This is a genomic window from Paenibacillus sp. SAFN-054, assembly GCF_051966755.1.
Classification (GTDB): Bacteria; Bacillota; Bacilli; order Paenibacillales; family Paenibacillaceae; genus Paenibacillus_AQ.
Genome location: NZ_JBQCKS010000001.1, coordinates 831,994 through 855,900 on the forward strand (window position 1 = coordinate 831,994; position 23,907 = coordinate 855,900).

At 48.9% G+C, this 23,907-nt stretch carries 25 protein-coding genes; 16 read left to right on the forward strand and 9 right to left on the reverse strand.

Annotated elements, in window-relative coordinates; genetic code table 11:
• Positions 1-313: 313 nt before the first annotated feature.
• Positions 314-1,255 carry a DMT family transporter gene (locus tag ACTHPM_RS03985; protein ID WP_440393876.1) on the forward strand — a complete coding sequence of 314 codons (942 nt, stop codon included), beginning with the start codon at positions 314-316 and terminating at the stop codon, positions 1,253-1,255.
• On the opposite strand, the gene ACTHPM_RS03990 is transcribed toward ACTHPM_RS03985, so the two are convergent.
• From ACTHPM_RS03990 to ACTHPM_RS04000, 3 genes are read right to left on the reverse strand one after another with little or no spacing between them, the layout of a single operon-like run.
• Positions 1,227-2,330 (reverse strand): Ger(x)C family spore germination protein, encoded by a 1,104-nt coding sequence (locus ACTHPM_RS03990; protein ID WP_440393877.1) that lies wholly within the window; start codon positions 2,328-2,330, stop codon positions 1,227-1,229. The genes ACTHPM_RS03985 and ACTHPM_RS03990 overlap by 29 nt on opposite strands.
• Positions 2,320-3,417 carry a GerAB/ArcD/ProY family transporter gene (locus ACTHPM_RS03995; RefSeq protein ID WP_440393878.1) on the reverse strand — a complete coding sequence of 366 codons (1,098 nt, stop codon included), beginning with the start codon at positions 3,415-3,417 and terminating at the stop codon, positions 2,320-2,322. The genes ACTHPM_RS03990 and ACTHPM_RS03995 overlap by 11 nt, the downstream gene beginning before the upstream one ends.
• A 12-nt stretch (positions 3,418-3,429) precedes the next feature.
• A complete protein-coding gene (locus tag ACTHPM_RS04000) occupies positions 3,430-4,908 on the reverse strand; it encodes a spore germination protein (RefSeq protein WP_440393879.1) in 1,479 nt (492 codons plus the stop codon).
• Positions 4,909-5,087: 179 nt separating this feature from the next.
• Here ACTHPM_RS04000 and ACTHPM_RS04005 point away from each other — a divergent pair, with 179 nt between their 5' ends.
• The 10 genes from ACTHPM_RS04005 (at position 5,088) to ACTHPM_RS04050 (ending at position 13,498) form a co-directional block, all read left to right on the forward strand.
• On the forward strand, positions 5,088-5,609 hold the full coding sequence (locus ACTHPM_RS04005; RefSeq protein ID WP_440393880.1) for a cysteine hydrolase family protein: 522 nt from the start codon (positions 5,088-5,090) through the stop codon (positions 5,607-5,609).
• Between the two features lie 319 nt (positions 5,610-5,928).
• On the forward strand, positions 5,929-6,504 hold the full coding sequence (locus tag ACTHPM_RS04010; RefSeq protein WP_440393881.1) for a bifunctional transcriptional activator/DNA repair enzyme AdaA: 576 nt from the start codon (positions 5,929-5,931) through the stop codon (positions 6,502-6,504).
• Between the two features lie 17 nt (positions 6,505-6,521).
• A complete protein-coding gene (locus tag ACTHPM_RS04015; protein ID WP_440393882.1) occupies positions 6,522-7,061 on the forward strand; it encodes a methylated-DNA--[protein]-cysteine S-methyltransferase in 540 nt (179 codons plus the stop codon).
• Complete coding sequence (locus tag ACTHPM_RS04020) at positions 7,054-7,767, forward strand: 2OG-Fe(II) oxygenase (protein ID WP_440393883.1); 714 nt, start codon at positions 7,054-7,056, stop codon at positions 7,765-7,767. The genes ACTHPM_RS04015 and ACTHPM_RS04020 overlap by 8 nt, the downstream gene beginning before the upstream one ends.
• A gap of 36 nt (positions 7,768-7,803) precedes the next feature.
• Positions 7,804-8,622, forward strand: coding sequence for an SPL family radical SAM protein (locus tag ACTHPM_RS04025; protein ID WP_440393884.1), 819 nt, complete (start codon positions 7,804-7,806; stop codon positions 8,620-8,622).
• 69 nt (positions 8,623-8,691) lie between these two features.
• The gene (locus ACTHPM_RS04030; protein WP_440393885.1) at positions 8,692-9,387 is read left to right on the forward strand and encodes a DNA alkylation repair protein; all 696 of its coding nucleotides are present in this window, start codon (positions 8,692-8,694) and stop codon (positions 9,385-9,387) included.
• A 114-nt stretch (positions 9,388-9,501) separates the two neighbouring features.
• The gene (locus ACTHPM_RS04035) at positions 9,502-10,170 is read left to right on the forward strand and encodes an S-layer homology domain-containing protein (protein ID WP_440393886.1); all 669 of its coding nucleotides are present in this window, start codon (positions 9,502-9,504) and stop codon (positions 10,168-10,170) included.
• Between the two features lie 201 nt (positions 10,171-10,371).
• Complete coding sequence (locus ACTHPM_RS04040; protein ID WP_440393887.1) at positions 10,372-10,479, forward strand: YjcZ family sporulation protein; 108 nt, start codon at positions 10,372-10,374, stop codon at positions 10,477-10,479.
• Positions 10,480-10,666: 187 nt separating this feature from the next.
• The gene (locus ACTHPM_RS04045) at positions 10,667-12,472 is read left to right on the forward strand and encodes an LTA synthase family protein (RefSeq protein ID WP_440393888.1); all 1,806 of its coding nucleotides are present in this window, start codon (positions 10,667-10,669) and stop codon (positions 12,470-12,472) included.
• A gap of 51 nt (positions 12,473-12,523) precedes the next feature.
• Positions 12,524-13,498: a ring-cleaving dioxygenase gene (locus ACTHPM_RS04050; RefSeq protein ID WP_440393889.1), complete on the forward strand. Its 975-nt coding sequence runs from the start codon at positions 12,524-12,526 to the stop codon at positions 13,496-13,498.
• A 57-nt stretch (positions 13,499-13,555) separates the two neighbouring features.
• Here ACTHPM_RS04050 and ACTHPM_RS04055 read toward each other — a convergent pair whose 3' ends face one another.
• Together ACTHPM_RS04055 and ACTHPM_RS04060 are read right to left on the reverse strand one after the other, a co-directional pair.
• Positions 13,556-14,029, reverse strand: coding sequence for a hypothetical protein (locus ACTHPM_RS04055; RefSeq protein WP_440393890.1), 474 nt, complete (start codon positions 14,027-14,029; stop codon positions 13,556-13,558).
• A gap of 4 nt (positions 14,030-14,033) precedes the next feature.
• Positions 14,034-14,438, reverse strand: a complete 405-nt coding sequence (locus ACTHPM_RS04060) for a DUF2500 domain-containing protein (protein WP_440393891.1) — start codon at positions 14,436-14,438, stop codon at positions 14,034-14,036.
• Positions 14,439-14,633: 195 nt separating this feature from the next.
• On the opposite strand from ACTHPM_RS04060, the gene ACTHPM_RS04065 reads away from it, so the two are divergent.
• On the forward strand, positions 14,634-15,962 hold the full coding sequence (locus ACTHPM_RS04065) for an alpha/beta fold hydrolase (protein WP_440393892.1): 1,329 nt from the start codon (positions 14,634-14,636) through the stop codon (positions 15,960-15,962).
• Here ACTHPM_RS04065 and ACTHPM_RS04070 read toward each other — a convergent pair.
• Positions 15,923-16,630 carry a TioE family transcriptional regulator gene (locus tag ACTHPM_RS04070; protein ID WP_440393893.1) on the reverse strand — a complete coding sequence of 236 codons (708 nt, stop codon included), beginning with the start codon at positions 16,628-16,630 and terminating at the stop codon, positions 15,923-15,925. The two genes, ACTHPM_RS04065 and ACTHPM_RS04070, sit on opposite strands and share 40 nt — an antisense overlap.
• 202 nt (positions 16,631-16,832) lie before the next feature.
• Here ACTHPM_RS04070 and ACTHPM_RS04075 point away from each other — a divergent pair, with 202 nt between their 5' ends.
• A complete protein-coding gene (locus ACTHPM_RS04075) occupies positions 16,833-17,240 on the forward strand; it encodes a GNAT family N-acetyltransferase (RefSeq protein ID WP_440393894.1) in 408 nt (135 codons plus the stop codon).
• 47 nt (positions 17,241-17,287) lie between these two features.
• On the opposite strand, the gene ACTHPM_RS04080 is transcribed toward ACTHPM_RS04075, so the two are convergent.
• Entirely contained in the window at positions 17,288-17,896 is a 609-nt protein-coding gene (locus ACTHPM_RS04080; RefSeq protein WP_440395347.1) for a cupin domain-containing protein, read from the reverse strand.
• Positions 17,897-18,086: 190 nt separating this feature from the next.
• Between ACTHPM_RS04080 and ACTHPM_RS04085 the strand changes: the two genes are divergently transcribed.
• The gene (locus tag ACTHPM_RS04085) at positions 18,087-19,340 is read left to right on the forward strand and encodes a stalk domain-containing protein (RefSeq protein ID WP_440393895.1); all 1,254 of its coding nucleotides are present in this window, start codon (positions 18,087-18,089) and stop codon (positions 19,338-19,340) included.
• 161 nt (positions 19,341-19,501) lie between these two features.
• Here the strand turns inward: ACTHPM_RS04085 and cls are convergent, their stop codons facing one another.
• Together cls and ACTHPM_RS04095 are read right to left on the reverse strand one after the other, a co-directional pair.
• On the reverse strand, positions 19,502-20,950 hold the full coding sequence (cls, locus tag ACTHPM_RS04090; protein WP_440393896.1) for a cardiolipin synthase: 1,449 nt from the start codon (positions 20,948-20,950) through the stop codon (positions 19,502-19,504).
• A 37-nt stretch (positions 20,951-20,987) separates the two neighbouring features.
• Positions 20,988-21,902 carry a LysR family transcriptional regulator gene (locus ACTHPM_RS04095; RefSeq protein ID WP_440393897.1) on the reverse strand — a complete coding sequence of 305 codons (915 nt, stop codon included), beginning with the start codon at positions 21,900-21,902 and terminating at the stop codon, positions 20,988-20,990.
• A 228-nt stretch (positions 21,903-22,130) separates the two neighbouring features.
• Here ACTHPM_RS04095 and ACTHPM_RS04100 point away from each other — a divergent pair, with 228 nt between their 5' ends.
• Both ACTHPM_RS04100 and ACTHPM_RS04105 read left to right on the forward strand, forming a co-directional pair.
• Positions 22,131-22,874: an SDR family NAD(P)-dependent oxidoreductase gene (locus tag ACTHPM_RS04100; protein WP_440393898.1), complete on the forward strand. Its 744-nt coding sequence runs from the start codon at positions 22,131-22,133 to the stop codon at positions 22,872-22,874.
• 188 nt (positions 22,875-23,062) lie between these two features.
• On the forward strand, positions 23,063-23,824 hold the full coding sequence (locus tag ACTHPM_RS04105) for an arylamine N-acetyltransferase family protein (RefSeq protein WP_440393899.1): 762 nt from the start codon (positions 23,063-23,065) through the stop codon (positions 23,822-23,824).
• Positions 23,825-23,907: the final 83 nt, after the last annotated feature.

Below are 23,907 nucleotides of genomic sequence, written 5' to 3' on the forward strand. Positions count from 1 at the left end.
GAAAACGGCAGTTATATAAAATGAACTTAAGCTTAGCCCTGCTTCCCCTTGATTCCAAACGGAATACTGGAGCAGAAAGTATACATTCGAAACAACGGAATCCGAATACTCGCATTTCACGCCGACAGCGGATTCCCGCGAGGAGGATCATGATCGGGAACTGACGCTTCATCGCCCAAAGCGATCTTAAAGTAACTTTTAATGCTAATTTTGATGAATTGCAAACTGCGTTTTCAGAAAAAAAGCATGACGCATTTGACATATGAGAGTATAATTCTCTCCATGTCTACGTTTTTACGGGGAGTGAAGTCAGATGCGTCAACAATATAAATCCATGCTTCTTTTGATGTTTCTCATATTGGTCTGGGGAGTCAACTGGCCGCTGTCCAAGTTTGCGCTGCAATACACGCCTCCGGTGCTTTTTGCCGGGCTTCGCGCTTTGATCGGCGGACTGATTCTCGTCATTGCAGCACTGCCTCGGTATAAACAGCTGCGGTTCCGCCAGAATTGGCCTATATATCTATTGTCGGCATTGCTGAGCATCGTGCTTTATTACGGCGTTCAAACGATCGGCCTGCAGTATACGCCGGCGGGCTTGTTCTCTGCCATCGTGTTTCTCCAGCCTGTCCTTCTGGGGTTATTCTCCTGGTGGTGGCTCGGAGAAAGCATGACAAGACAGAAGATGATCGGCCTCTTGATTGGGTTTGCGGGCGTGGCTACCATGAGCGCCGGAGGTTTGACGGGAAGCATCTCGCCAATCGGCATCATTCTCGCGATTGTGACCGCGCTGACCTGGGCGCTGGGCACCGTATATGTCAAGAAAATTGGTCACAAAGTCGACTCGCTGTGGCTGACAGCCATGCAAATTACCATCGGCGGCGTGATACTGCTCGCCACGGGCAGCGGGATGGAAGATTGGTCGGCGATCGTATGGGATCCCTCTTTTATTGCGGATACGGTGTTCATTGCCATATTCGTCATCGCGCTGGGCTGGTTCGTTTATTTCAAATTGATCCACGAGGGAGAGGCAAGCAAAGTAGGTTCTTATACTTTTCTTATTCCTTTGGTATCCATTGCAACAAGCGTGTTATTTCTGGACGAGCACGTATCGCTGAATCTATTGATCGGACTTATCCTGATTTTGGGCAGCATTATTCTAGTGAACGTACGTTTTCGCAAAGAAAAAGAAACGCCGGAGCTTCAATCTGTTACATCATCGGATGACGTCAATGAAGCAGCTTGCCGTAATCTTTGATTCTTACATGTACCTGCACAGAGATGTCCGCATCGGCGTATACCTGTTTCCAGTCCAGTTTGTGCCATACGTCATGCGGGAGCGAATTGCGGACATGCTGGCCGATTCCTAGGGGATCGGTCTTTTTCTCCTGCATCAAGCGGATTAAAGCTGCGCATTTGGACTGGACGGCCGCTGTTATTTCGCTTTCCAGCTTCCGCTGGTCCTGCTGCTTTTTCATATCCAGATCGCCGATATATTCGAGCAGTGAACCCTGAAGGTTGACATGAAGGGATACCTTCAAGCGTTTATTCTGGAGCAGGCCTTTGGACGAAAGGACATTGACTTTGCGGTGACTGCTCAAAAATTGGAGGGCAGCCTGTTCGCCATCGTCACGATTTAAATCCACATATAGATCTCCCGCACGCACGTTGTGATGAAGAAGGCCGAAATGCATTCGGTCCTCCGGCTGGATTTTACCTACGTATTTATCCCCGTTAAAAAGGCCGATGCCATTAATGATTAGGCTCGACTTCTGCTCTTTGAGGATATTCACCACGGGATCGATCCCGTCGTCATAATAATCCCTGGCGAACGTGTACAAATTGGTCTCCGGAATTTCTCCGGCTTTTGCTTCTGTCCGGATCAGCGAATCAATATATTCTCCTGCGGTAGGTCCTTGGGGATAATCATTGCGATGGAGCAGATCCTGCGGATCCGCCTCGGCAATAATGACATGCAGCCGCGTGCCGATGGACGGATCCCGAATGAGGGAATCGAGATGCTTCCAAATGCCCTTGGCAGCCAGCTTTTCCCCGAACAGCACCTGACGCAGCTGCCCGTTCACGAGCTTCCGGTTATTTTGCCTGTCGAAATACATCTTGGCATCCTTATCGGACTTGGCGATCGTCGAATAGACGACGGCATCCTGGTGATTGGTCTTGGGAATGCTGATCGTGACCCGGAGCAATTTGCCGTCGCCATCTGCAGCATCGTAGGATATGGTCCGGATGAAACCCGCATTCTCCAAGATGTGTTCATCCGTACATGAGGTTAACAACAGAAGCAGCGGCAGCCATACCAGTTTAGCCTTCATTTTTGGGGCTCTTTCCTTTCAGCTTGAGATATTGAAGCACCAGAATCAAAAGGACCGGAATACAGAAGGCCAGGCTGACTTCGACGAACAGGACCTGCCGCAGCAGGAGCTCCGATTGTGCCAGGTATTTCGGGACATAACCGATGAAGAACAGGAGAGCTACGACTCCGAATTCGATCCGGCCCGGCTTGATGCGCGGAAAAACCTGCTTCAGCGTGGACAGGGAGGCGAAGCAGAACATGACGGTCGTGATGAGATTCCCGAACACGAATACGACGAACACCAGGGTCTCGATCCGGTGGACGAAGGGTAATTCAATGAAATCAAGCAGATTGATGACCGGATACAGCAGGGACTGAACCTGGCCAAAGCTGAAAAATCCGAAGGAAGTCATGATCACGACAAGCAGAGACAGCGTGATACACCAGTGTCCCAGCAACACCCCCGTAAACAGCCTGCTTTTCTTGTTCACGAACGGAAACAGGAACAGGCATAATTCGAAGCCGACAAAGTTGGTGTAGACCTCCATCCAGTTATGAAATGAATGTCCCTGAGCCGCATCCTGAAACCAAAACGTAGTAAAACGGACGGTTTTCCATTCCCTGAAATGGTAAAAGGAGAGCAGCAGCGTCCATATCGTCATAATGAAAAATACCGTATTCGCCTTGCTGATATTGTAAATCTGCTTGATCAAGAGGCAAAAAACCATCAGGCAGAACAGCAGAAAAATGAACATCGGATTTGTCGTTTGGAAAGAAAGCATCTGGAAGATCAGGAAGTAGTTCTTCCCTATAAAAGATGCGGCTACGATCCAAAAGAGCCCCAAGGCCAGGTATAAGGGATATAACACCGGTTTGGGCACGGCAGCCTCCATGATTTGAAACAGGGAAGCCCCTTTTCCTAATTTATAGACCAGCCAGTACAAGGCGATATTGAAAGTCGCAATGACAGATAGAAAAAGGTAGCCGGCCCAACCGTTGGTGCCGATATTTTCTGCTACGAGACGGGGGAGGCTGAACAAGGTTATGTTCATTTCCGTCATGAAAATCAGCAGAGCGATGTGAAAAACATTTAATTTCTCGTTCAATGGACTCACCGTCTATTTCCGCATTTTATTCGTCGTTTTATTTTTGCTTTTGACGATCGACGGCCGTTTTTTCAAACCCCAGAAAGGTCCGCGAATATAGGTATCCAGCATATCCGCAAAGTTTATCGGTGCGAGTGGCGTCAGATAGGACGTGCCCAGGTTGGTCACGCCTGCCAGATGGATCACGACAAGGCCGATGCCCATGATGAGCCCCAAGTTTCCCAAAATGCCTGCCATGATGATCAATCCAAAGCGGATCAGCCGGATTGAAGCGCTCATGATATAGCTTGGGATGACGAACGAAGCGATCGCGGAGGTTGCTACGGCGATGATCAGGATGTTACTCGTGAACCCCGCTTGCACGGCAGCTTGTCCGATGACGATACCGCCGACGATGCCGATCGTTTGTCCTACTTTGGTCGGGAGCCTTGCCCCCGCTTCGCGGAGCAGCTCAATTGTGGTTTCCATCAACAATGCCTCCAGCAAGGGCGGGAACGGAACCTTAGCTCTAGACTCCGTCAAATTCAACAGCATGGTATGAGGGATCATCTCATAGTGGTACGTCGTGACCGAAACGTAAAACGCGGTGAAGCCGATCGTGATCAAAAAGCCGATGAAACGCAGAATCCGGAGAGACGTTCCCAGCAGCCATCGTTGGTAATAATCATCCGGGGACGAGAAAAAGTCGAAGAAGTTCGTCGGGCAGCTGAATGCCGAAGGGCTGCCGTCCACGAAGCCGACGATTCTTCCTCCAATCAGCTTGGAGGCAATCGCGTCAGGCCGTTCCGTCGTCATGAATTGCGGGAAGATCGAGTTCGGATTCTCGTCGATGAGCTGTACCAGCATATTCGAATCCATGACGGCGTCATATTCGATGTTCTCGATCCGCTTTTGCACGATTTCAACCAATTCCTGATTGGCGATTTCATCAATATACATCAAGACGACATCGGTTTTGGCAATCTCCCCGACCTGCAGCTTGACTGTTTTCAGATGAGAGCTTTTGATTCGTTTCCGGATTACGCCCAAATTCTGGGATAAGTTCTCCACGAACCCGTCATGCGGTCCGGAGATGACCGTTTCGGTTTCGGACTGCGCAATCGTCCTGCCGACAGGACTGGATATATCCACGAGATAGGTCCGGTGCTGGAAAAATATCGCCGCTCTGCCTTCCAGAATGCCTTTAATGCATTCTTTGGCATCATCTATTTCAGTGTATTGTGACCGCTTGAGGATTCGTTCCGCTTCTTCTTCCGAAGCACCGGAGAATGGATGGACGATTTCCTGGGTGATTTCGTCGATCCCCGTCAGATATGCGAGGTAAACAATATCCATGCTGCAATCCGGATAGGTGCGCTGCACGATATCTATGCAGTTTTGAAATTCCTTCAGCGTATGCTCCAGGGTAGGTATTTTTTTCGGCTCTTCGGGTAATACCGTTTCTTTCTCTTCCTCGTTGCCCTGCATCATGAAACTCTTCAGTTTCTGCATCAAACCCATCTTCAACACCTCGAGGATATTCTTCCCAAAACCTTTTCCGATATGCACCTTTTGGAAGAAGAGGGAGGATCATCATTTCGAATTGCAGGAACAAACGTTCGATGATATAATTACAAAAAACGTACATATTGAAGTCATGATTATTCTATTGAAGAGGAGTTTGAATAGTGATGAATCACGCAGCGCTGCTCGTCGTCGATGTACAGAACGGGATGTTCCCGGCGTCGGATCCGGTATATTCGGGAGAAGATCTCTTGAAACGGATTAAAGGATTGATCGAACAAGCCAGAAGCTGCCAGGCCCATGTGATTTATGTGCAGCATAATGAAGGGCCGGGCGAGCAGTTGGAAACAGGAACGGCGGATTGGGAAATTCACCCTTCCATCGCTCCTGAGAGCGAGGATCCCGTCATCCAGAAATTCGTACCGGATTCCTTTCACGAAACGGAGCTGCAGGAGCTGCTGAAACAAAAAGACATTCAGCGGCTTGTCATCGCGGGCATTCAGACGGATTTATGCGTGGAAGCGACGAGCAAACGGGCGAGTGAACTGGGATATGATGTGACGATTGCCAGAGATGCCCACAGTACATGGGGACAGAACGGGCAAAGTGCCGCAGAGATTATTGAGGAGTATAACCATCGCTTTCAAACGTTCGCCAAGCTCGAGGATGCATCCCGGATCAGATTCTAATCTTTCCGGTTCCGTCAGCGGCCATCCGACCTCCGCAAGAGCATGGGCATACATCATGGCAGGGCATGAGATACATCATCTGAACGACATTCGCCAAAGGTATCTTGTTTAAGTTCTGCTCTGTACTTCAATAGACTCGGCTGCAGCCATGAGCTCATGGTGGAGCAGGCTTAACGGGATGCTCCTCCTAAGAGAGCATCCCGTTTTTGTTGAACAGGTCATCCTCCGACTTATTAATATCACGATCTTGCTTTTCTATTCCTCATACCTTTTTCTTCAATATTTTCAGGATATACTGTTAGCAAAGAGGTGATTCCACATGTTGATGTCTGAGGATCCAGAGCTGACGGAAGAGAAGTGGCAGGCTATCGTCGGCAACGATGAATCGTACGATTTTATATTTTTTTATGCCGTTAAGTCTACCGGGATCTTCTGCAGGCCTTCCTGTAAATCGAAAGCGCCCAATCGTGAAAATGTTCGAATCTTCCGGGATGCGCAGCAGGCGATTCGAGAGGAATTTCGTCCCTGTAAACGCTGCAAGCCTACCGGGGAACGTCTACCGGACCATGAATGGGTCGCAGTCATGACAGCATATATGGATAGAAATTACGCGTCCGCTTTAACCTTGACCGATCTGGCGGAAGCCTGTCATGGCAGCCCTTACCATTTGCATCGAACCTTCAAGAAAATCATGCAGATGACGCCTGCTGAATATCTGCATCACATCCGTATCGATAAGGCGAAGCAAGTTTTGCGAAGCAGCGATTGTTCAGTGGCGGAGATTGGCACGTCGGTCGGCTTTCCCCATACGTCATACTTTATCGCCCAATTCAAAAAGAACACCGGCTGTACGCCAGCCGATTACCGGCGGCAAAATCATGGGATGGATGAATAAACAAGGGGGGATATCTGTTGTACATACAGATGAAACAGAACGTATATTGGACCGAATTAAAGTACGAAGACTGGACAATGCATATGGCCGCAACGGCGGACGGACTGTGTTATGTAGGAACGGCCAACAAGCCGTATGAAGAAATGGAGGCATGGGTATTCAAGCATTTCCGGGACCATGCCTTGGTAAGAAATGACGTGCATATGCTGCCATATGCCGAGCAGTTGATGGATTACATGAAAGGCAGCCTTCACGAATTTTCCATACCTTTCGATTTGGCTGGCACACCATTTCAAGTCTCCGTGTGGGATGCGCTTTGCAAGATACCGTACGGCGAGACCTGCTCGTATTCGGACATTGCCAACCGCATAGGAAAACCCTCGTCCGTTCGGGCCGTAGGCACGGCAATCGGCGCGAATCCGGTCTTGATCTCCATTCCATGCCACCGGGTCATCGGCAAGAATGGTGCCCTAACGGGATACAGAGGGGGACTTATGATGAAGACGAGGCTGCTGGAGCTCGAGAAAAATGCTTGCGAGGTTGGCCATCATGCATAAAAGCACGGATGAACTTGTTCGTGGGCTCGATTGGAATAGCCTTCAGCAGCAACTGGATGAGCAGGGATTCGCCACATTCCCGCCGATTCTGTCTGCGAATCAATGTGCCGAATTTATCCAAGCTTATACGGAAGAATCTCAGTACCGGACAACGATTGATATGAAAAGATACCGGTTTGGCGTGGGGGAATACAAGTATTTTCAGTCTCCGTTCCCGGATGTGCTTCTTCAGCTTCGGAAGGCATTTTATCCCGAACTCTCACTTGCGGCCAATCGCTGGTTGACACATCTTGGTCAGGAGCGACGTTATCCCGATTCCCTTGATGTTTTCTTGGAGGAATGCCACCAAGCAGGACAAACCCGGACAACGCCGCTCATTCTCAAATACGAAGCCGGCGGGTACAATTGTCTCCATCAGGATTTGTATGGCGATGTTTTTTTCCCGTTTCAGGTTCTGCTGACCTTAAACCAACAGGGAGAAGATTACGAGGGCGGCGAGTTTTTGCTGGTGGAACAGCGGCCGCGAGCGCAGAGCAGAGGCCATGTCATACGTCTTGAGCAGGGTGCCGGTGTGATTTTCCCAACAAGCTTCCGCCCGGTCGAAGGAACCAGAGGCTATTATCGAGCGACGCTGCGTCATGGCGTTGGAACCCTCACATCCGGAACAAGGTACAGTCTCGGCATCATTTTTCATGACGCTACATAAGAGGGCGGGTTGTAATTCCGCTAATTGGAGGCACGCATGTCATACAGAATGGAATATAAAGATCCCAAATCCATGCTCAATAAGGGAACCGGATTTTTGTCCGGATATACCCATTCTTTAAACCCTTACACAGGCTGCTCGTTCGGATGCTCCTATTGTTACGTGCGGCAGATGCCCGTCTCCATGTTTCGCGGAATGCCTTGGGGAGAGTGGGTGGATGTGAAGCGGAATGCCGCTGAAGTGTTCCGTAAGGAACTGCAGCGAGCCCGGCAGCAAGGGGAAGTGACCATTTTCATGTCATCCAGCACGGACCCTTACCAGCCTGCAGAAGCTTCGGAATGCGTCACTCGTTCACTGCTTGAGGTGATGGTGGACAATCCGCCCGATTTTTTGCTCGTGCAAACCCGAAGCCCGCTTGTCAAACGCGATATTGATTTGCTGCAGCAGCTCGGAGACCGGGTGAGAGTCAGCATGACTCTTGAAACGGATCGGGAAGACATACGCCTTCACTTCACGCCGGGTACGCCTCCGATCGAGGCAAGACTGAGAACGTTAAGACTGCTGAAGGAACAAAATATACCGGTACAAGCTACAATTGCGCCCCTGCTGCCAAGCAGTGATGACTTTCCGGCCAAGCTGTTCCCTCTGGTGGATCGAGTCTGCATTGACGATTATTTTATGGGTGACGGTTCAGGTGGCAAACGGACGCGTAGACTTGGGATCGATCGTCTCTATGAGGAACTTGGCCTGGAGGAATGGTATCACCCGGAAGCCTACAAGAAGCTTTATGAGCGGTTTTTGAACATGTTTCCGGCAGAAAGCGTTCGGATCAGCCAGAAGGGCTTTGAGCCTTAAGGTTATCTTATTGAATCATGACAGCAACATATGCAGCCAGTTCCATATTGAATCGCAAGGAGAGTACCGATGGACAACACTGTTCGTGAGCAGTTATTCATGCTCGCCGAGGAAGATTACCGTAAGTTTTCAGCTGCGCTGATTCCGAATATATCGAGTGTTCTTGGCGTAAGGCTCCCGAAATTAAGGAAGCTGGCCATGACGATTGCGAAAGGGGATTGGCGAGCTTACCTGATGCAAGCAGGTAACGACTATTTTGAAGAGATCATGCTCCAGGGCATGGTCATCGGATATATGAAGACGGATTTGGATTCCAAGCTGAAGTATGTGGCGGATTTCGTTCCCGTAATCGATAACTGGTCCGTTTGTGACAGCTTTTGCACGGGCCTGAAATTCGCCAAGGACCACCAGGAGAAGGTATGGGATTTCCTTCAGCCCTATTTACGTTCCAGACGGGAATACGAGCTTCGCTTTGGGCTGGTCATGCTTCTCAGTTATTACGTCAACGAGACGTACATCAATCGTGTTCTCCAAACGGTCGACTCCATACAGCATGAGGGGTATTACGTTAAAATGGCGGCGGCCTGGCTGCTGTCGATCTGCTATATCAAGCAGCCTGAAATCACAGCAAAATACCTCCAAACGTCCTCGATAGACGATTTTACATTTAATAAGGCGCTTCAGAAGATGACAGAGTCCTACCAGCTGGATCCGGAGACGAAAAGATGGATTCGAAGCATGAAGCGAAAGAATGTGAAGTCGTAATGGGCAAATCATTTCGCCCTGTGCTCCAAAAGATAGGTGCATGCCCATGCAACCTTTTATTTAGGGTGCCCGTCAGAAAAATAATGAAAAAATATCCATCTGGGGGCAATGATCATGAATAAAAAGTTAGCAGGCATAGCCTTTATGACCGGAATCCTTTCCTTTATGCTGCTGCAGCCTCAGCACACGTTCGCAGCAGATTCTTTTAAGGATGTGGACCAATCCAGCTATAAGGTGCAGATCGAAGCACTAAAGAGCAAGGGGATTGTGCACGGATTGAATGATCAGGAATTTATGCCGCAAGCGGAACTGACACAGGCCCAGGGGATCAAGCTGATCGCAGATGCCATGCACCTCAGTCTGGCGAGCATTGATTTCAATAAAGCACCGGAAGCCGCCAGTTTGTTCAGCAAAATCAGCAATCATGCCTGGTATGCTGAAGCTTTTATCAATGCGCACTATAACGGGCTGGATATTCCGTCCGATATTGATCCGCAGATGCTCATGACCAAAGAGCAGTTTACTCATTATCTGGTTCAGGCTCTGGAGACAACAGGGGAGTATCCGCTGATCAAAATCTTCATTGAAATTCATGACGAAAAGGACATTACGCCAGCGTATCAGGGAACGATCCAGCGGTCGCTCGTTTACAAGTTTACGGCGCTCGATGACAAGCACAATTTCAATCCCAAGCAGATGATGAAGCGGGATCAGGCAGCCGCAATGGTATATGAGGCTATTACGTTTGCCGAGAACCATCAGAATCCGATTTCCAATCCCTAATCACCGAATTTAAGTTAGGGAATTCCAGCCTCAACAGGCGAAGGGAGTTCTCTTTGGTTATCCCGTGCAATTGAACCCCGCAGGTATACGGTGAATATATGAATCTGCCGAATATGTGTGATTGACGGAGTCGATATAACCAAACCTTTAAGCGAAGGAGTTCATAGAATAGATTAAATCGGTTCATAGGAGGTGTTGTGGATGTCTGAGGTCGGTGGAGCCTTTCGTAGTCCTGGTGCAATCCTTGTATTGTTCATTTTGCTCGTCATCATCATTGCTTCCGGATGCTTTGGTGGCAACGCATACTAATCTAGCTTGGTCTCAAATGTTTACGAAAATGTGAATATGTGCTATAACCTTAAAAGGTTGATTCTTCATTTTCATATGAAGGTCAACCTTTTTAATCGTAACCCGGATTCCATTTGATTGGTTTTTAATATGGTTGTAAGATCGTTAACATCTCGTGTTCGCTGAAGAGAGATGGGGGAGGATATTCGTGTTTCGTTACATCATGCCGTCCAAGCGTACGGTCGTCTGGATGCTTTTGCTTTTGATCGGCGGTTGTGCTCTCAATTTTATTATGCAGGCTGCCTCACTGAGGAACATAGGAAGCGTAATGAACTGGATTTCGCAACATTATTGGCTTTATATTTCGGGAAGCTTATTTTTCTTCTTCGTTCTTCTCGTATTCAGCGCCATAATTCCCAACGTTTATTCGGGTGCGCTGATTGCGTTTCTCGCATGCTTCATCATTTCGGTGGTCCACTACAAGAAGCTCACCACGACCGGAGAACCGCTGTTTCCATGGGACCTGCGTCAGGTCAAGAACGTGCAGGAAATGAGTAAAATCACCAAGGGGATGATCTCCCCGTATATGCTGATTGCGGCTATCGTTGTGCTGATTCTGCTGGTTTACCTGATCATTAAGCTGCCCAAAATCAAAATCCGTCTTCCGCTGCGAATTTTAATGGCAATTATATCCATCGTCTTTATCATAGGCTTCATTCAGATGATCAGCGGACAGACCTCTCTTGCCAAATCCATGAAATATCAGAATATTCCTTGGAATCAGAAGGCGAATTACAACCAAAACGGTTTTCTGTATGCCTTTACGGGCAACTTCAAGCAGAAGCTGATGGAAAAGCCGGAAGGATACAACCGGGAAGCCATTGCGGCAATTGCCCAAAAGTACAGCTCGCTGCCCGATCCGTCCGCAACAAATGCGCCAGCAGAACAGCCTAATATAATGTTTATGATGGACGAAGCGTTTTTTGATCCGACGCGCCTGCCGGGTTATCGCTTCAGTGAAGATCCGCTGCAGTTCATTCATCAGAAGCAGGATGCAACGCCATCGGGATATTTGCTGTCCCCCGAATTCGGCGGAAATACGGCAAATGTTGAATTTGAAGCATTGACGGGACTGTCCATGTATTTTCTTCAGGACGGCTCCATCCCATTTCAGCAACGGGTCGTGAAAATGTCGTCTCTGCCTTCAATCGTCAGCATTTTGAAAGACAGAGGATACCGTGCCATGGCGCTTCATCCGTTTGACAACACCTTCTATAATCGAAACAAGGTCTACCCGATACTAGGTTTTGATCAATTTACGAGCGAGAAGGATTTGAAAGAGCCTGAACGACTTACGCCGAATGGCTATATTACCGATAAGTTTGCTGTTCAGGAAGCGATCAACGAGGTTAAACAATCGGACAAGCCTACGTTTTTGCACCTGGTTACGATGCAAAATCATTTTCCGTTCACGAAAGGGCTGAACGGACCCAATACGATCACGGTCGATGGCGTGAAGCCGGAATTCAAAGACGAGCTTGAAACGTATGTGCAGGACGCCAAGCTTACGGATGAAGCGCTAGCTTATTTAAGCGAAGAGCTTACAACAATCCAGCGTCCTACGATCGTCGTATTCTGGGGGGATCATTTGCCCGCCTTGTCCGCAGGCATTTATACGGGGGCTGGATGGGATTCCAATCCGAGATTGAAGCATGAAACCAAGCTGATGTATATAGCGAATTTCGATATCGGCAAGCAGTCCGTGGGAACGCAGAGCCCCGCCTTTATCGGACCGACGATTTTCAAGATGAGCGGACAGGCACTGCCCCCATATTACAAGATGCTTGAAAAAGTGAAGTCTGAAATTTCCGGCTTGAGTAAAAGCGTTCGCATCGGTGCATCCGGTCCGTTAAAGGAATTGACGTCTGAGCAAAAAGAGATGCTGAATGATTACAGGCTGGTGGAATACGATATGCTTGAGGGAGAGAATTACGCCAAAGATTTGATGTTTTAACGCAGGAAGGATTCAGATTGCATACATGCCGAGGTAAAGGAGGACGATTCAATGCAGATTAAAGGCATACACCATGTTTCGGCCTTAACGACCGATGCACCGCGCAACTACGACTTTTATACAAAGACGCTGGGTATGCGCCTAGTCAAAAAAACGGTGAATCAGGATGAACCGTCGATGTACCATTTGTTCTATGCGGACGAAAAAGGGAATCCGGGCACGGATCTGACCTTCTTCGAGATTCCGATGCTGGCAAAAAACGATGAAGGAACGAACAGTATATCTGCAGTATCGCTTCGCGTGCCGAATAACGAGAGCTTGGCATTCTGGGAGGAGCGATTTGAGGAGCTTGGCGTCTGGCATGAGCCGATAGCTGAACGGGCAGGCAGAGCAACCTTGGCGTTCAGGGACTTTGAGCAGCAGCGGCTGATACTGGTTTCGGACGAGGGGAATGACGGCGTCGCGGCCGGAACGCCGTGGGATCAGAGCTCGATCCCTGTGAATAATGCAATATACGGTTTAGGCCCCGTTAAAATTACCGTGAAGGAAGCGGCGCCTTCGGTCGATGTTTTGGTCAATCTGCTAGGTTTTCGTCATAAAGGCAGTTATCCGTCCGAAACTTTTGGGCAACCGGATATTATCGTCCTGGAGACCGGTGAAGGCGGAACGGGAGCGGAAATCCATGTCGAGGAACGCCCGGATCTCCCTGTAGAACGCCCTGGCCGGGGCAGCGTGCATCATGTCGCTTTTCGCGTGGAGGATGAAGCCGAGCTGAGGGAGTGGATCGACCGGATCAACACCGCTGGCCTGCAAAATTCGGGATTTGTTGACCGCTTTTACTTCCGTTCCTTATATTTCAGGGAACCGAACGGAATCCTGTATGAACTGGCTACCGATGGTCCCGGCTTCGACGCGGACGAGAACATCAAGTCTTTAGGCGAATCGCTCGCACTGCCACCTTTTCTGGAAGAGCACCGGACACGGATTGAGAAGCTGCTGAAGCCGCTGGATACGACGCGGGGATGATGTATTTGAGATAAGCTGAAGAACACCGCACGGGTATGCGGTGTTCTTTTCGTGTAATTATGATTTTTTAACGAGAATGTATTGTTTTTCTATCCAACTGAATTGTTCTCCAAGTTCAAAATCGCTGAGATCCAGAACCCTATTCAACGATTGGTCTTGAGGCTCTTCCAAGCTGCCCATTCCATCATCCCATCCGGCATACATCTCCATTTCGCCGCCCGGCATCAAATTCCGTTTCAAATAAGCAAAAAGCTCTTGGGCGCATTTATAATAAACTGAATAGGCCTCGGGCGATTTTGAGAGAAGAAGGGGGTTATAATTAAAAGAACCTCCTTCTGGAGATAGTTGATAGACATAAGGCAGACGGAAATGAGGAAATCTCTTGGCGTTCGTTGCAGGTCCGGTAATATAGATTCCAGCGGCATCTAATTCTGTTTCAAATACGATACGATGATCCACTAGTGTATAATTCGTGCCGAAGGAGCCAGTCGGCAGCTCTTTCTCTGAAGCGATGTAGTACACTAAAGACATTCCTCTAGACCTCCCGCTCAAAAGCAACGATCCAGTCTCCCTGGATCGATGCATACCCCGCATCGCCTTCCACAACGAGACCATACAGCTTTTTTACGTCCAGATATTCTTTTCTCTCCCCATTATCGAATTCCAGCGTGATGTAATAATATGTCCGGGATGAGCCGCCGGAATGAATGAACCCGTTATCGTCATCGTGATGGTGGCTTGAGCTATGCTGCACCTCCGTGCGTTTGGACACGATACGGGCGTAGGTGGAGGAGCGAGGTGAACGAGCGTTTTTTACATACCGAGCACCGTTTAGAATGAACATGGCAATCACCACAACAAAACCAATTGCAATTAAAATAGGAACAAGCGTAAACATAAAATCAAACCCGCCGCCAAATGGCGGTCCCGGATTCATCATTCGTATTCCTCCTGTCTAACTTTCGGTTTGTAATTAGTACGTACTGACAAGTATTTCCGTTTCAATTGTCGAACCTATTGTTACCCTGACATATAAGAAACGCTTTTTATGTATAAAAGTTGAATTCAATCAAAAAAACAATAAATACCATTTCATGATATAATTTACGCATTATTGCTCATTGGAGGGATCCATATGCCGTTCATTGATATCCAAGGTGTCAACATTTACTACGAGGAGAAGGGCAGCGGGGAACCGCTGATTTTTCTTCACGGATTGGGCATGAGCTTGCCGGCTCATCGACTTGAAATAGATAAACTATCTGAGAAGTTTCTTGTCATTGCGCTTGACGCCAGAGGGCACGGCAGATCAGATCGACCGTCAAGGTTCACATTACAGGACCATGTGAATGATGTCATTGCGCTTATGGATCATCTGCAACTCCGCAAAGCCAGCTTGCTCGGCGGCTCCATGGGAAGCTATATTGGGCAGGGAGTAGCCATTGCTGTCCCTGAGCGCATCGAGAAGCTGGTCCTTGTCTCTGCAAGGTCCAGCGGTAAAACGTCGTCTACATCCCGACTGCTTGCAGATCATCAGGAAGAGGTAGCCGGCATGTCGTCTCAGGAGGCGGTTCAATATTTGTCAAAATATATGTTTCATCAAACCGAACAAGCCATGAAATGGATGGACGAATATCATAAGTCATTCCATGCGATGACCGAAGCGCAGCAGGCAGCGGCCAATAAGGCGCTGGAAAACTTTGATTGGCGGGACGCATTATATCAGATTACAGCCAAAACGCTTGTGATTGGCGGTATCTTTGATCCTTTAAATCCTCCGGGGGAAGGAGAATGGATCGCCTCACGCATTCCACGGGCGGTGTTTGTCGGATTTAGCCAATCCGGCCACGCACCGAGCGTTGAAGAGCCGGATCTTTTCATCGATACGGTCACAACGTTCCTGGAGTGCTCCGATCCTCGGGATGTACTGGAACTCATCGATACCTTTCTAAGCCGCTTGAAGCTATACACACCGGAACAGCTATGCAGGCACAGCGGGAAGCATCCTTGGTCTCTTGGCCAGCTGTATGATCATGTCATTGTCGTGGCGCAGGAGTATATTGCCAACGCTGATGAATGCTTGAGTGCAAGCGAAGAGCAGCCGGAAGGGAAGACAGAAGCGGGCAACCTGTTGTTCAGGCTGCAAAGCTTTCCACCGGTTCGAATTCAGCTTCCGGATTTACCGGGCAATACGCCTGGCAACGATCACAGCAAACAGTCACTGGCTGAAGGTCTACTAGACATGAAAGATAAGCTCAACGCCCTCAGAAACAGAGTGCTGGAAACAAATCCAAAGTATAAGGTCCGGCATAACGGTTTCGGATGGCTGAACGCTAAAGAATGGCTGGATCTGGTGGAGATGCATACCCGGCATCACCTGCGTCAACGAAGCGAGCTGGAGAGGGCGGCAGGCATCGTCCCGGCTCACAGCAGTTTAAGCTCTTTACAAAGCTCGACCAATTGATGAACGCCAAGAAACTGCTCGCGAATACGCTCATGGATGGTGCGAATGGCATCTTCCGTGAGCTTTTTTGCTTGCTCGACGTTCTGATCATCCAGCGCCTTGACGATATCCTTCATTCTTTTGAGAAAATAAACGGTGCTCCGCAGCGTGCGAATAAGCAGGATTTTCCGGATATCGGCAGGTGTAAACATACGATATCCGTTATCCGGATCCCGGTTTGCCTGCAGCAAGCCTTCCTTTTCCCAGTGACGAATAGCCGAGGTTGCAACACCGGCATAAGCCGCAGCCTCGCCGATCGTCATGCGGTTTTTCAGCTTTTGGTGGGGGAGGGAGGGCAGCTCCAATCGTTGCAGAAGCTCCAGTGTCTGGTCAGCAGCCACTTTCTCCTGATAGAGCTCGGCTTGGAGCTTGTTGACCATAACGAAGGCCGTATCAGCATCGGACTCCTGAATGCAGCGGAGTACGTCACATGTCGCGCCGACGCCAAAACCGGGAAACATGGCCCGAAGGCACCGGAAATACGCCACATGAATGCGGGTGTACAAACGGTACCCGTTAGGTGCTCGGTCCGGTGAGGGAACCGCCCCCCATGATTCATAATGGCGCAGCGCACTGGTGCTGATATTCAATGCTTTGGCGATCTCGCTCGGTTTATAGATTTGCTTCATATCGGGTCCTCCGTCCTCGAATGGTTTCGAGAACAATATACCAGACGCATTCCTCCAGAACAAAACTTATAGTAAAACCTTCAAGCTGCTTGAGAGGCTTCTGAAATAACTAAGCTGTGATAAGTTGATCAGCGGCTCTCAAAGCTTAGCACTTGCATGAATGTAGTAGAGTGAAGGTATATCCATTCAAGGAGGAATCGATATGAAGATGACGAATGAACATCCGGGAATCGAAGAGTATGCGGCATTAAGACTTGCAGCCGGCGCTCGGCCGATCCGGGAAGAGGCAATAGCGACCGGACTCGGGCATTCGATTTACATGCTCACGGTCCGGGATGAACGTGATGCACTGATTGGTATGGGAAGAATTATCGGAGATGGAGGCTGCTATTTCCAAATCGTTGACTTGGCGGTACATCCGGCGCACCAAGGAGAAGAAATCGGCAAAGCCATATTAAGCCGGCTTCTTGAATACATTGACGCCAGTGCCCCTAAAGAAGCGAACGTGATGGTCATATCGGATTTGGCCGGGATCAAGCTGTACCAGTCCTTCGGCTTCAAACTGGTGTATCCAGATTACTACGGGATGGTAAGACAGGTAAGCGAATAAATCGCGTTTATGGAGCATTGCGTTTAGTAAGGGAAGGGAAAATACACTCAGCGATCGTTCCAGCCATTTCCGATCACCTGTCGCTGGGATGCGCTCATCCGGAAGTCGCGTTGATCTGCAGGTGAACAATTGCTTGGGGGCCCAATGACAACCGTTTCTTTAATCGGCGCCAGCGCAGCCGTGATCTGCTCTTCATTCAGGCAGTAGGTATGTGCCAATATCTCTGGAGGAGTCAGCCGCAGCAGGTCCGAACCTGCAATGAACTCCGGAACCGGTGCATCGAAAATGGCCAATATATGCGTATCGTCCGAGGTTGCGATCTCGTAATGCCACCAGCCCTGCGGTACGTTAGCGACCTGGCCCGGCATGACCGGAATGTTAACGAGCTTCTTGGTAAACGGGTTCACCAGAGAAACGACGGCCGAGCCGGAGATCAGGTATACGAGCTCCGAAGCATTTTGATGAATATGAGGCTCGACGACATTGGATTTGCTCAAATAAATATCCAGAAGGGAAACATTCCCGAGGGTATTTAACTGCATAACGGAAAGGGCGTTGATAAAGTTCCGGCTGTCCTTTTTAAACATCGGATTGTTTCTCAAATCGTACGAAAATTGAACCGATGGTGATGTGAAATCCATATATGAAATCATGATTTGTGTTTCACGTCCTTCGCGATTTATGGTTAAGTGCCTTGTCGCAATATCCTATGCCGCAGCTCCGCGAATGTCCCTGTACCCGTACGCGTTTCCTTTATTAGGTAGAAATGGTTCCTGTGAAAATGATATAGTGAATCTAGTATTCTATGAATACGAATCTATCACTAGATAACAGGAGAACCGAACAATGAAGGTATTTGGGAAAATTATGTTGAGTTCGATCATTTTTGCCGGATCTTTAACTGCTGTCCCGATGCACGAAACGAAAGCGGCTGCCGGAAAAGTAAGCATTATGCTGGATGGTTATCCGCTGCCTTTTCCCGTACAGCCGACGGTCATGAATGGGACGACGATGGTACCGTTCCGTGCCATATCTGAAGCCCTTGGCATTCAGGTGGTATGGGATCAGAAAGCCCAGAAAATTACGGCGACAAAGCAAAATGAAGGCGTCTCCAAGCAGGTCGTACTTAAAATCGGGAGCAAGAATGCCCTCGTAGACGGCAAAACCGCACCGCTGGCCGTCGCACCGCAGACCATTCAGAACAGCACCATGATTCCGCTCAGCTTTTTCAGCCAGCAGTTCGGTGCGGCAGTATCCTGGGATCAGCCGACTCAAACCGTATCTATCATTTCGCCGCAAGAGGATATGTACACCCTCGGTTTTTATGCCATATCGGCATTTGATGAGCGATCCTATATTCCATCCTTTGATTCCGTCGCCTTCGGTTGGAGCCGGATCGAAAAGAATGGTCAATTTACGACCGAATCCGCGGGCAAAGAGCATCGATGGCCCCAAGCCGCGGGAGATATTACGCCGGAATCCATCATTCAAGATGCTTCCGGACAGGGAACGTCCCCCTATTTGATGGTCTATTCGGTAGATTCCGGTCTTGAGCTGACCAAGAACCTGGAAGATATGACGCTGCAGGAGGAAACGACAACTAACATCGTGGCAACGGCATCCGGGAAAGGATTTAAAGGCATTGCGCTCGACCTCGAAGGACTGGGGCTAACGGGCGATAAGAACAAAGTGAAATCCGAGTATAATGCATTCATGAAAAAGTTGTCTGCAAAAGCGCGTCAGGCGGGGCTGAAGATTACGGTCATCGTCCATCCGCTAAACAGCTCCTATAAAGGTTATGACTATAAGACCTTGTCGCAGCTGGCGGACGATTTGGTGATCATGGCTTACGCCTACGAGAACGAAAAAGCGCCTGAGCCGCTGAATAAAGTGGATGAGGCGATCCGGCTAGCACTGAAAGAAACGACAAAAGACAAGCTCATTCTAGGCATTTCGCTGGGAAGCGAGAATGCGGAATCCGTTCAGTCCAAGATTGGCCTAGCCAAACGGTATGATTTGAAAGGCACGGCATTCTGGCGGCTCGGAATCATCGGTCCGTCGGCTTGGACGCAAATTAATCAGTCTATCCTAATGAAGTAATACAACCGAGTAACGGCGGTTTGACGCGAAAGTTATGTAAATTTTATATAACAATCTGATTTTAAATGACAAAGAGGATATGAGTTCATCCAATGAACTTCATATCCTCTTTGTCATATCGTCTATTAAACTGCGGGAAACCGTTTAGAAATACGGTTGATCTATAGAATAGGGGACAGCAGCCTTGCAACGGATTCCTTGATCCGGATCCATCTCGGCCGCTCCAGATATTCCTGCATCGTCAGCTGCCTGGAGACACGCAGGTCGTTGTCAAAAACCTCCGTTAACCGCTGGGAAATCCGGTCATCATACAAGAAAGCGTTGACCTCGAAATTGAGCTTGAAGCTGCGGTAATCGATGTTGGCGGTACCGACAGAAGAGATTTCTTCGTCGATGACGATCGTTTTGGCATGAATGAATCCGTTATTGTAAAGATACACTGTGGCTCCGGTTTTCAACAGTTCGCCAATGTACGAATACGTCGCCCAGTATACGAAGATATGGTCCGGCTTATCGGGGATCATGATCTTCACTTCCACGCCGGATAACGCCGCTATTCTCAGTGCATCCAGCAGGCTTGCATCCGGGATGAAGTATGGTGTTTGAATATAGATCGATTTTTTGGCCGATGAAATCATTTTGATATATCCGTTTTTGATATGCTCAAATTCACTATCCGGTCCGCTGGTAACGATCTGCATTCCGATTTCTCCCGCGGGACCGACGCGCGGAAATAAATTCGGCGTGTATGTAATCGAGTGGTGATGCGATGCTTGATTCCAGTCCAGGATAAAACGGATTTGCATGGCATAAACGGCGGACCCGTTGATCCGCAGATGCGTGTCCCGCCAGTAGCCGAACTTGGAGTTAAGCCCCAAGTATTCATCTCCCACGTTAAACCCGCCGACGTAGCCGATTTCGCCGTCGATGATGACAAGCTTGCGGTGATTGCGGTAATTCAGCCGCAGGTTAATCAGCCTCAGCCTCGATGGGAAAAAAGCCTCGGCCAATCCGCCGGCGGCGCGGAAATCACGAAAGAACTTTTTGGTCAGTTTTTTGGATCCAAGCTGGTCATACAATACCCTTACTTTAACGCCTTCTCTTGCTTTTTGTGTGAGGATGCCGATTAACTTTTTGCCGAGGGTGTCGTTCTGTATGATGTAGTACTGAACGTGGATATAATCTTTTGCAGCATCAATGTCTTTGAAAAGCTTATCGAATTTTTCTTGTCCGTCTGTGATGATATCGACGGAATTTTCTTCAGTGAACATCGAATGGTTGTTGTTCAAGTGCATAAAGATCAGGTCGCGGTTTTTGCTGGCGGATTTATTGTGGAAATCGTATGTTCCCGACCGGATTTGTTCCACCTGCTCCAAAAGGATTTCTTCCACGCCTATTTTCTTTAAATCCCCCCAGTGAAACAGACGTATATGCCTGAAATTCTGGGCAAACAGCAGGTACAGCATGAATCCTGCGATCGGAATAAAGGAAAGGACGAGCAGCCAGGCCCATGTGGCTCCGGCGTCGCGCCTTTCTTTGAATACGACGACCAGAGCGAATATGAAATTCAGGAAAATGATCAACCCTAATATGATAGATGAGATATTCATTGCTACGTTGTCCTCCTACTACTTCTTGCACTCCATGTTACAACATTTGTTGCAAAGCGGATATATCATGTTTCAGTCGATCGAGAAAATGCCGTGAGATCGCGGAAGCAGCATGATCCTTTTGCTGAATGACACCCAGGTAAACAGGACTTTCCTGGGGAAGGTCGAAATCCAGAATGACGGTATCGTCATCGGCAAATAGCGGCTCGGTAATAAATGAGTAATTCAGACCGACAGTTACGGCCATATGATTCATGCAGGCCCGGCTGATCAGGGCTCGATTATTAGTGGTGTACGCGATATCCACCTCGCCGTACTTTTTCTGGAAGTCATCCATAAACCATTTCACGTAATCGTCATTGTACAGGACCACGGATTGCTGCTGAAGCTCATGTGGCGTGATGACCTTTTGGAAGGCTAACGGAGAATGAATGCTCGTTGCGGCAACCATTTTGACCTTGAGCAGCCGTTCGAAGCTGACGCCCAGATGCTCTACCTGACGATCCTTGAATAAAATGATGAAGCCCAGGTCGCTTTTATCGTTCATGATATCGTCGATGATATCCTGCGAGCCTTGTTCCACGATTTCGATTTTGACCCGGGGATACTGCTTCTTGAAATCAAGTACCGCCTGTTCAAGCAAAAACATCGGGCCGGGGATGGCAGCAAGCCGCAGCCGGCCTTGGATTGTACTGGAATAACCCTGGGCTGCGTCTTTCAGTTCCTCGTATTTTTGAAGCAGCTCCATGGCTTTTTTGATGATCGCCGCACCTTCTGCCGTAGGAACCGCCCCGGAACGGGAACGCTTCAAGACCGTGACTCCCCATTCCTCCTCGAGGCTTGAGATCGATTGACTGACTGCGGAAATCGTCACATGAAGATTGTGTGCAGCTTTCGATATGGAACCCGTCTTCGCGACTTCGATCAGATACTCGAGTTTCTCGATATGCATACGTTCGACCGATCCTTTGCTTTAAGAAATACTTAAGTTAAATTCAAAATGTTTAAATTTTATTTAATCAGTAACGATGATACCATAGATATAGAGCCTAAGGTACCCTTGATTTTGCAGCTGCATGAACAAGCTTAAGTTTTATCGATATTTTGTTCAACGACGCGCGCAATTATTTGAGCTTACCATAGCATGCCTTCTTACTTAAACGGATGGGAGAGATATACATTGAAATTTAAAGATAAAGTAGCGATCGTGACCGGCGGAGCCAGTGGAATTGGGGAAGCCTCCGTGAGACTGTTTGCGCAGGAAGGCGCCAAAGTTGTCATTGCCGATTTCTCGGATCGCGGACAAGCCGTATCGGATGAGATGAACAGTCAAGGCTTCGACACCTTGTTCGTCAAAACCGATGTTACGAAAGAGCAGGAAGTCATTCGCATGGTCGAACATACGATAGAAAAATACGGCAAACTGGACATCCTGTTCGCCAATGCGGGCATCGCGCAGGATGGACCTGCGGATCAACTGGCTTTTGACAGCTGGCAGCGCACGATTGACATCAATCTTTCAGGCGTCTTTTTGTGTGATAAATATGCGATCAAGCAAATGCTGGCTCAGGGCAGCGGCGGCGCTATCGTGAATTGCGGTTCGATCCACAGCCATGTCGGCAAATCCGGAGTTACTGCTTACGCATCCGCTAAAGGCGGCGTGAAGCTGCTCACCCAAACGCTTGGGGCGGATTACGCGGGGAAAGGGATCCGCATTAATGCAGTCTGCCCAGGTTACATTGACACCCCGCTTATCAAAGGCAGAACCGAAGCCATCACGGAGCATCTGGTCGGTCTCCATCCGATGGGCCGTTTGGGTAAACCGGATGAGGTCGCGAAAGCAGTCTTGTTCCTGGCAAGCGATGACGCTTCCTTTATTACCGGAACCAGCTTGCTGGTCGATGGCGGATATACTGCAGTTTAAACACAAACTCCATAGAACATGACCGGACCAGCCGTTATTGCGGCTGGTTTTTCTTGTGCAGCATGGAAGGAGGAACTGATGATGGGAGCATGGAACATTTATGAGGAGATTGAAGGGATAGAAGAAAGCGAGGAATCGGTGGCTTGGAGAATAAGCGAAGTGACATATCAGAGCTCGTGGCTGCGTATATGGAGCGAATACGTTACCGTGGACCGGTCGCGTGTACGGCGGAAGTGCTGGCAAGTCTGCAGGAGCATCACATCCATGCCGTGCCATATGAAAATCTGGATATTGTGAATGGTGTACCCGTATCGCTCGAACGAAAGCATCTTTACGACAAAATCGTTACACGCCGCCGCGGCGGATTCTGCTTCGAGCTGAATGCTTTGTTCGGCTGGCTTCTTGAAGAACTTGGCTTTCAGGTTACCCATTATTTTGCGAGATTTTGGCGGGATGAGCCGAATCCGCCGCCCATGCGCCGGCATCACATTTTGCGCGTTGAAGTTGAAGGGCAATCTTATCTTTGCGACGTCGGCGTGGGAGGGATCGTTCCGGTGAGGCCGCTTGCGCTAGTTGAAGGAGCTCAGCAGCTGCAGGGTTCCGAGTGCTACCGGTTGAATCGGGATCCGTTCTATGGCTGGATATTGTATGAGCGTAAACATGAGAATTGGAGCCGCATTTATTCCTTTACGGAAGAGCCACAGCTGCCGCAGGACTATGCTATGGCTTCGTATTGGTGTGAGCATGCTCCCGAGTCTATTTTCACGAAATCCGCCATGCTGTTCATTCGTACACCGGAAGGCAGGAAAACCGTGGCTGGGGAGGAATTCAGGTTTTTTACGGCATCGGGTGTTGAAACATACGTACCCACCTCCAGGGAGGAGTATGAACAAGCGCTTGCGGAGCATTTTGGTATTGTTGGTTCGAATGATGGCAACAAGATGAAGTGAAAAGTTTAATTCGTAAAGGCATTCCGTCAGAACATTCCTGCGGTTGCCTTTTTCTTGTATTCACGACCATTGCAGCTTGCAAT

Bases quoted from the DNA above. Each gene is read 5' to 3' on its own strand.
- ACTHPM_RS03985 (WP_440393876.1), top strand. From the start codon at position 314: ATGCGTCAACAATATAAATCCATGCTTCTTTTGATGTTTCTCATATTG.
- ACTHPM_RS03990 (WP_440393877.1), bottom strand. From the start codon at position 2,330: ATGAAGGCTAAACTGGTATGGCTGCCGCTGCTTCTGTTGTTAACCTCA.
- ACTHPM_RS04000 (WP_440393879.1), bottom strand. From the start codon at position 4,908: ATGCAGAAACTGAAGAGTTTCATGATGCAGGGCAACGAGGAAGAGAAA.
- ACTHPM_RS04005 (WP_440393880.1), top strand. From the start codon at position 5,088: ATGAATCACGCAGCGCTGCTCGTCGTCGATGTACAGAACGGGATGTTC.
- ACTHPM_RS04010 (WP_440393881.1), top strand. From the start codon at position 5,929: ATGTTGATGTCTGAGGATCCAGAGCTGACGGAAGAGAAGTGGCAGGCT.
- ACTHPM_RS04020 (WP_440393883.1), top strand. From the start codon at position 7,054: ATGCATAAAAGCACGGATGAACTTGTTCGTGGGCTCGATTGGAATAGC.
- ACTHPM_RS04025 (WP_440393884.1), top strand. From the start codon at position 7,804: ATGTCATACAGAATGGAATATAAAGATCCCAAATCCATGCTCAATAAG.
- ACTHPM_RS04030 (WP_440393885.1), top strand. From the start codon at position 8,692: ATGGACAACACTGTTCGTGAGCAGTTATTCATGCTCGCCGAGGAAGAT.
- ACTHPM_RS04035 (WP_440393886.1), top strand. From the start codon at position 9,502: ATGAATAAAAAGTTAGCAGGCATAGCCTTTATGACCGGAATCCTTTCC.
- ACTHPM_RS04040 (WP_440393887.1), top strand. From the start codon at position 10,372: ATGTCTGAGGTCGGTGGAGCCTTTCGTAGTCCTGGTGCAATCCTTGTA.
- ACTHPM_RS04050 (WP_440393889.1), top strand. From the start codon at position 12,524: ATGCAGATTAAAGGCATACACCATGTTTCGGCCTTAACGACCGATGCA.
- ACTHPM_RS04055 (WP_440393890.1), bottom strand. From the start codon at position 14,029: ATGTCTTTAGTGTACTACATCGCTTCAGAGAAAGAGCTGCCGACTGGC.
- ACTHPM_RS04060 (WP_440393891.1), bottom strand. From the start codon at position 14,438: ATGATGAATCCGGGACCGCCATTTGGCGGCGGGTTTGATTTTATGTTT.
- ACTHPM_RS04065 (WP_440393892.1), top strand. From the start codon at position 14,634: ATGCCGTTCATTGATATCCAAGGTGTCAACATTTACTACGAGGAGAAG.
- ACTHPM_RS04070 (WP_440393893.1), bottom strand. From the start codon at position 16,630: ATGAAGCAAATCTATAAACCGAGCGAGATCGCCAAAGCATTGAATATC.
- ACTHPM_RS04075 (WP_440393894.1), top strand. From the start codon at position 16,833: ATGAAGATGACGAATGAACATCCGGGAATCGAAGAGTATGCGGCATTA.
- ACTHPM_RS04085 (WP_440393895.1), top strand. From the start codon at position 18,087: ATGAAGGTATTTGGGAAAATTATGTTGAGTTCGATCATTTTTGCCGGA.
- cls (WP_440393896.1), bottom strand. From the start codon at position 20,950: ATGAATATCTCATCTATCATATTAGGGTTGATCATTTTCCTGAATTTC.
- ACTHPM_RS04095 (WP_440393897.1), bottom strand. From the start codon at position 21,902: ATGCATATCGAGAAACTCGAGTATCTGATCGAAGTCGCGAAGACGGGT.
- ACTHPM_RS04105 (WP_440393899.1), top strand. From the start codon at position 23,063: ATGGAGCGAATACGTTACCGTGGACCGGTCGCGTGTACGGCGGAAGTG.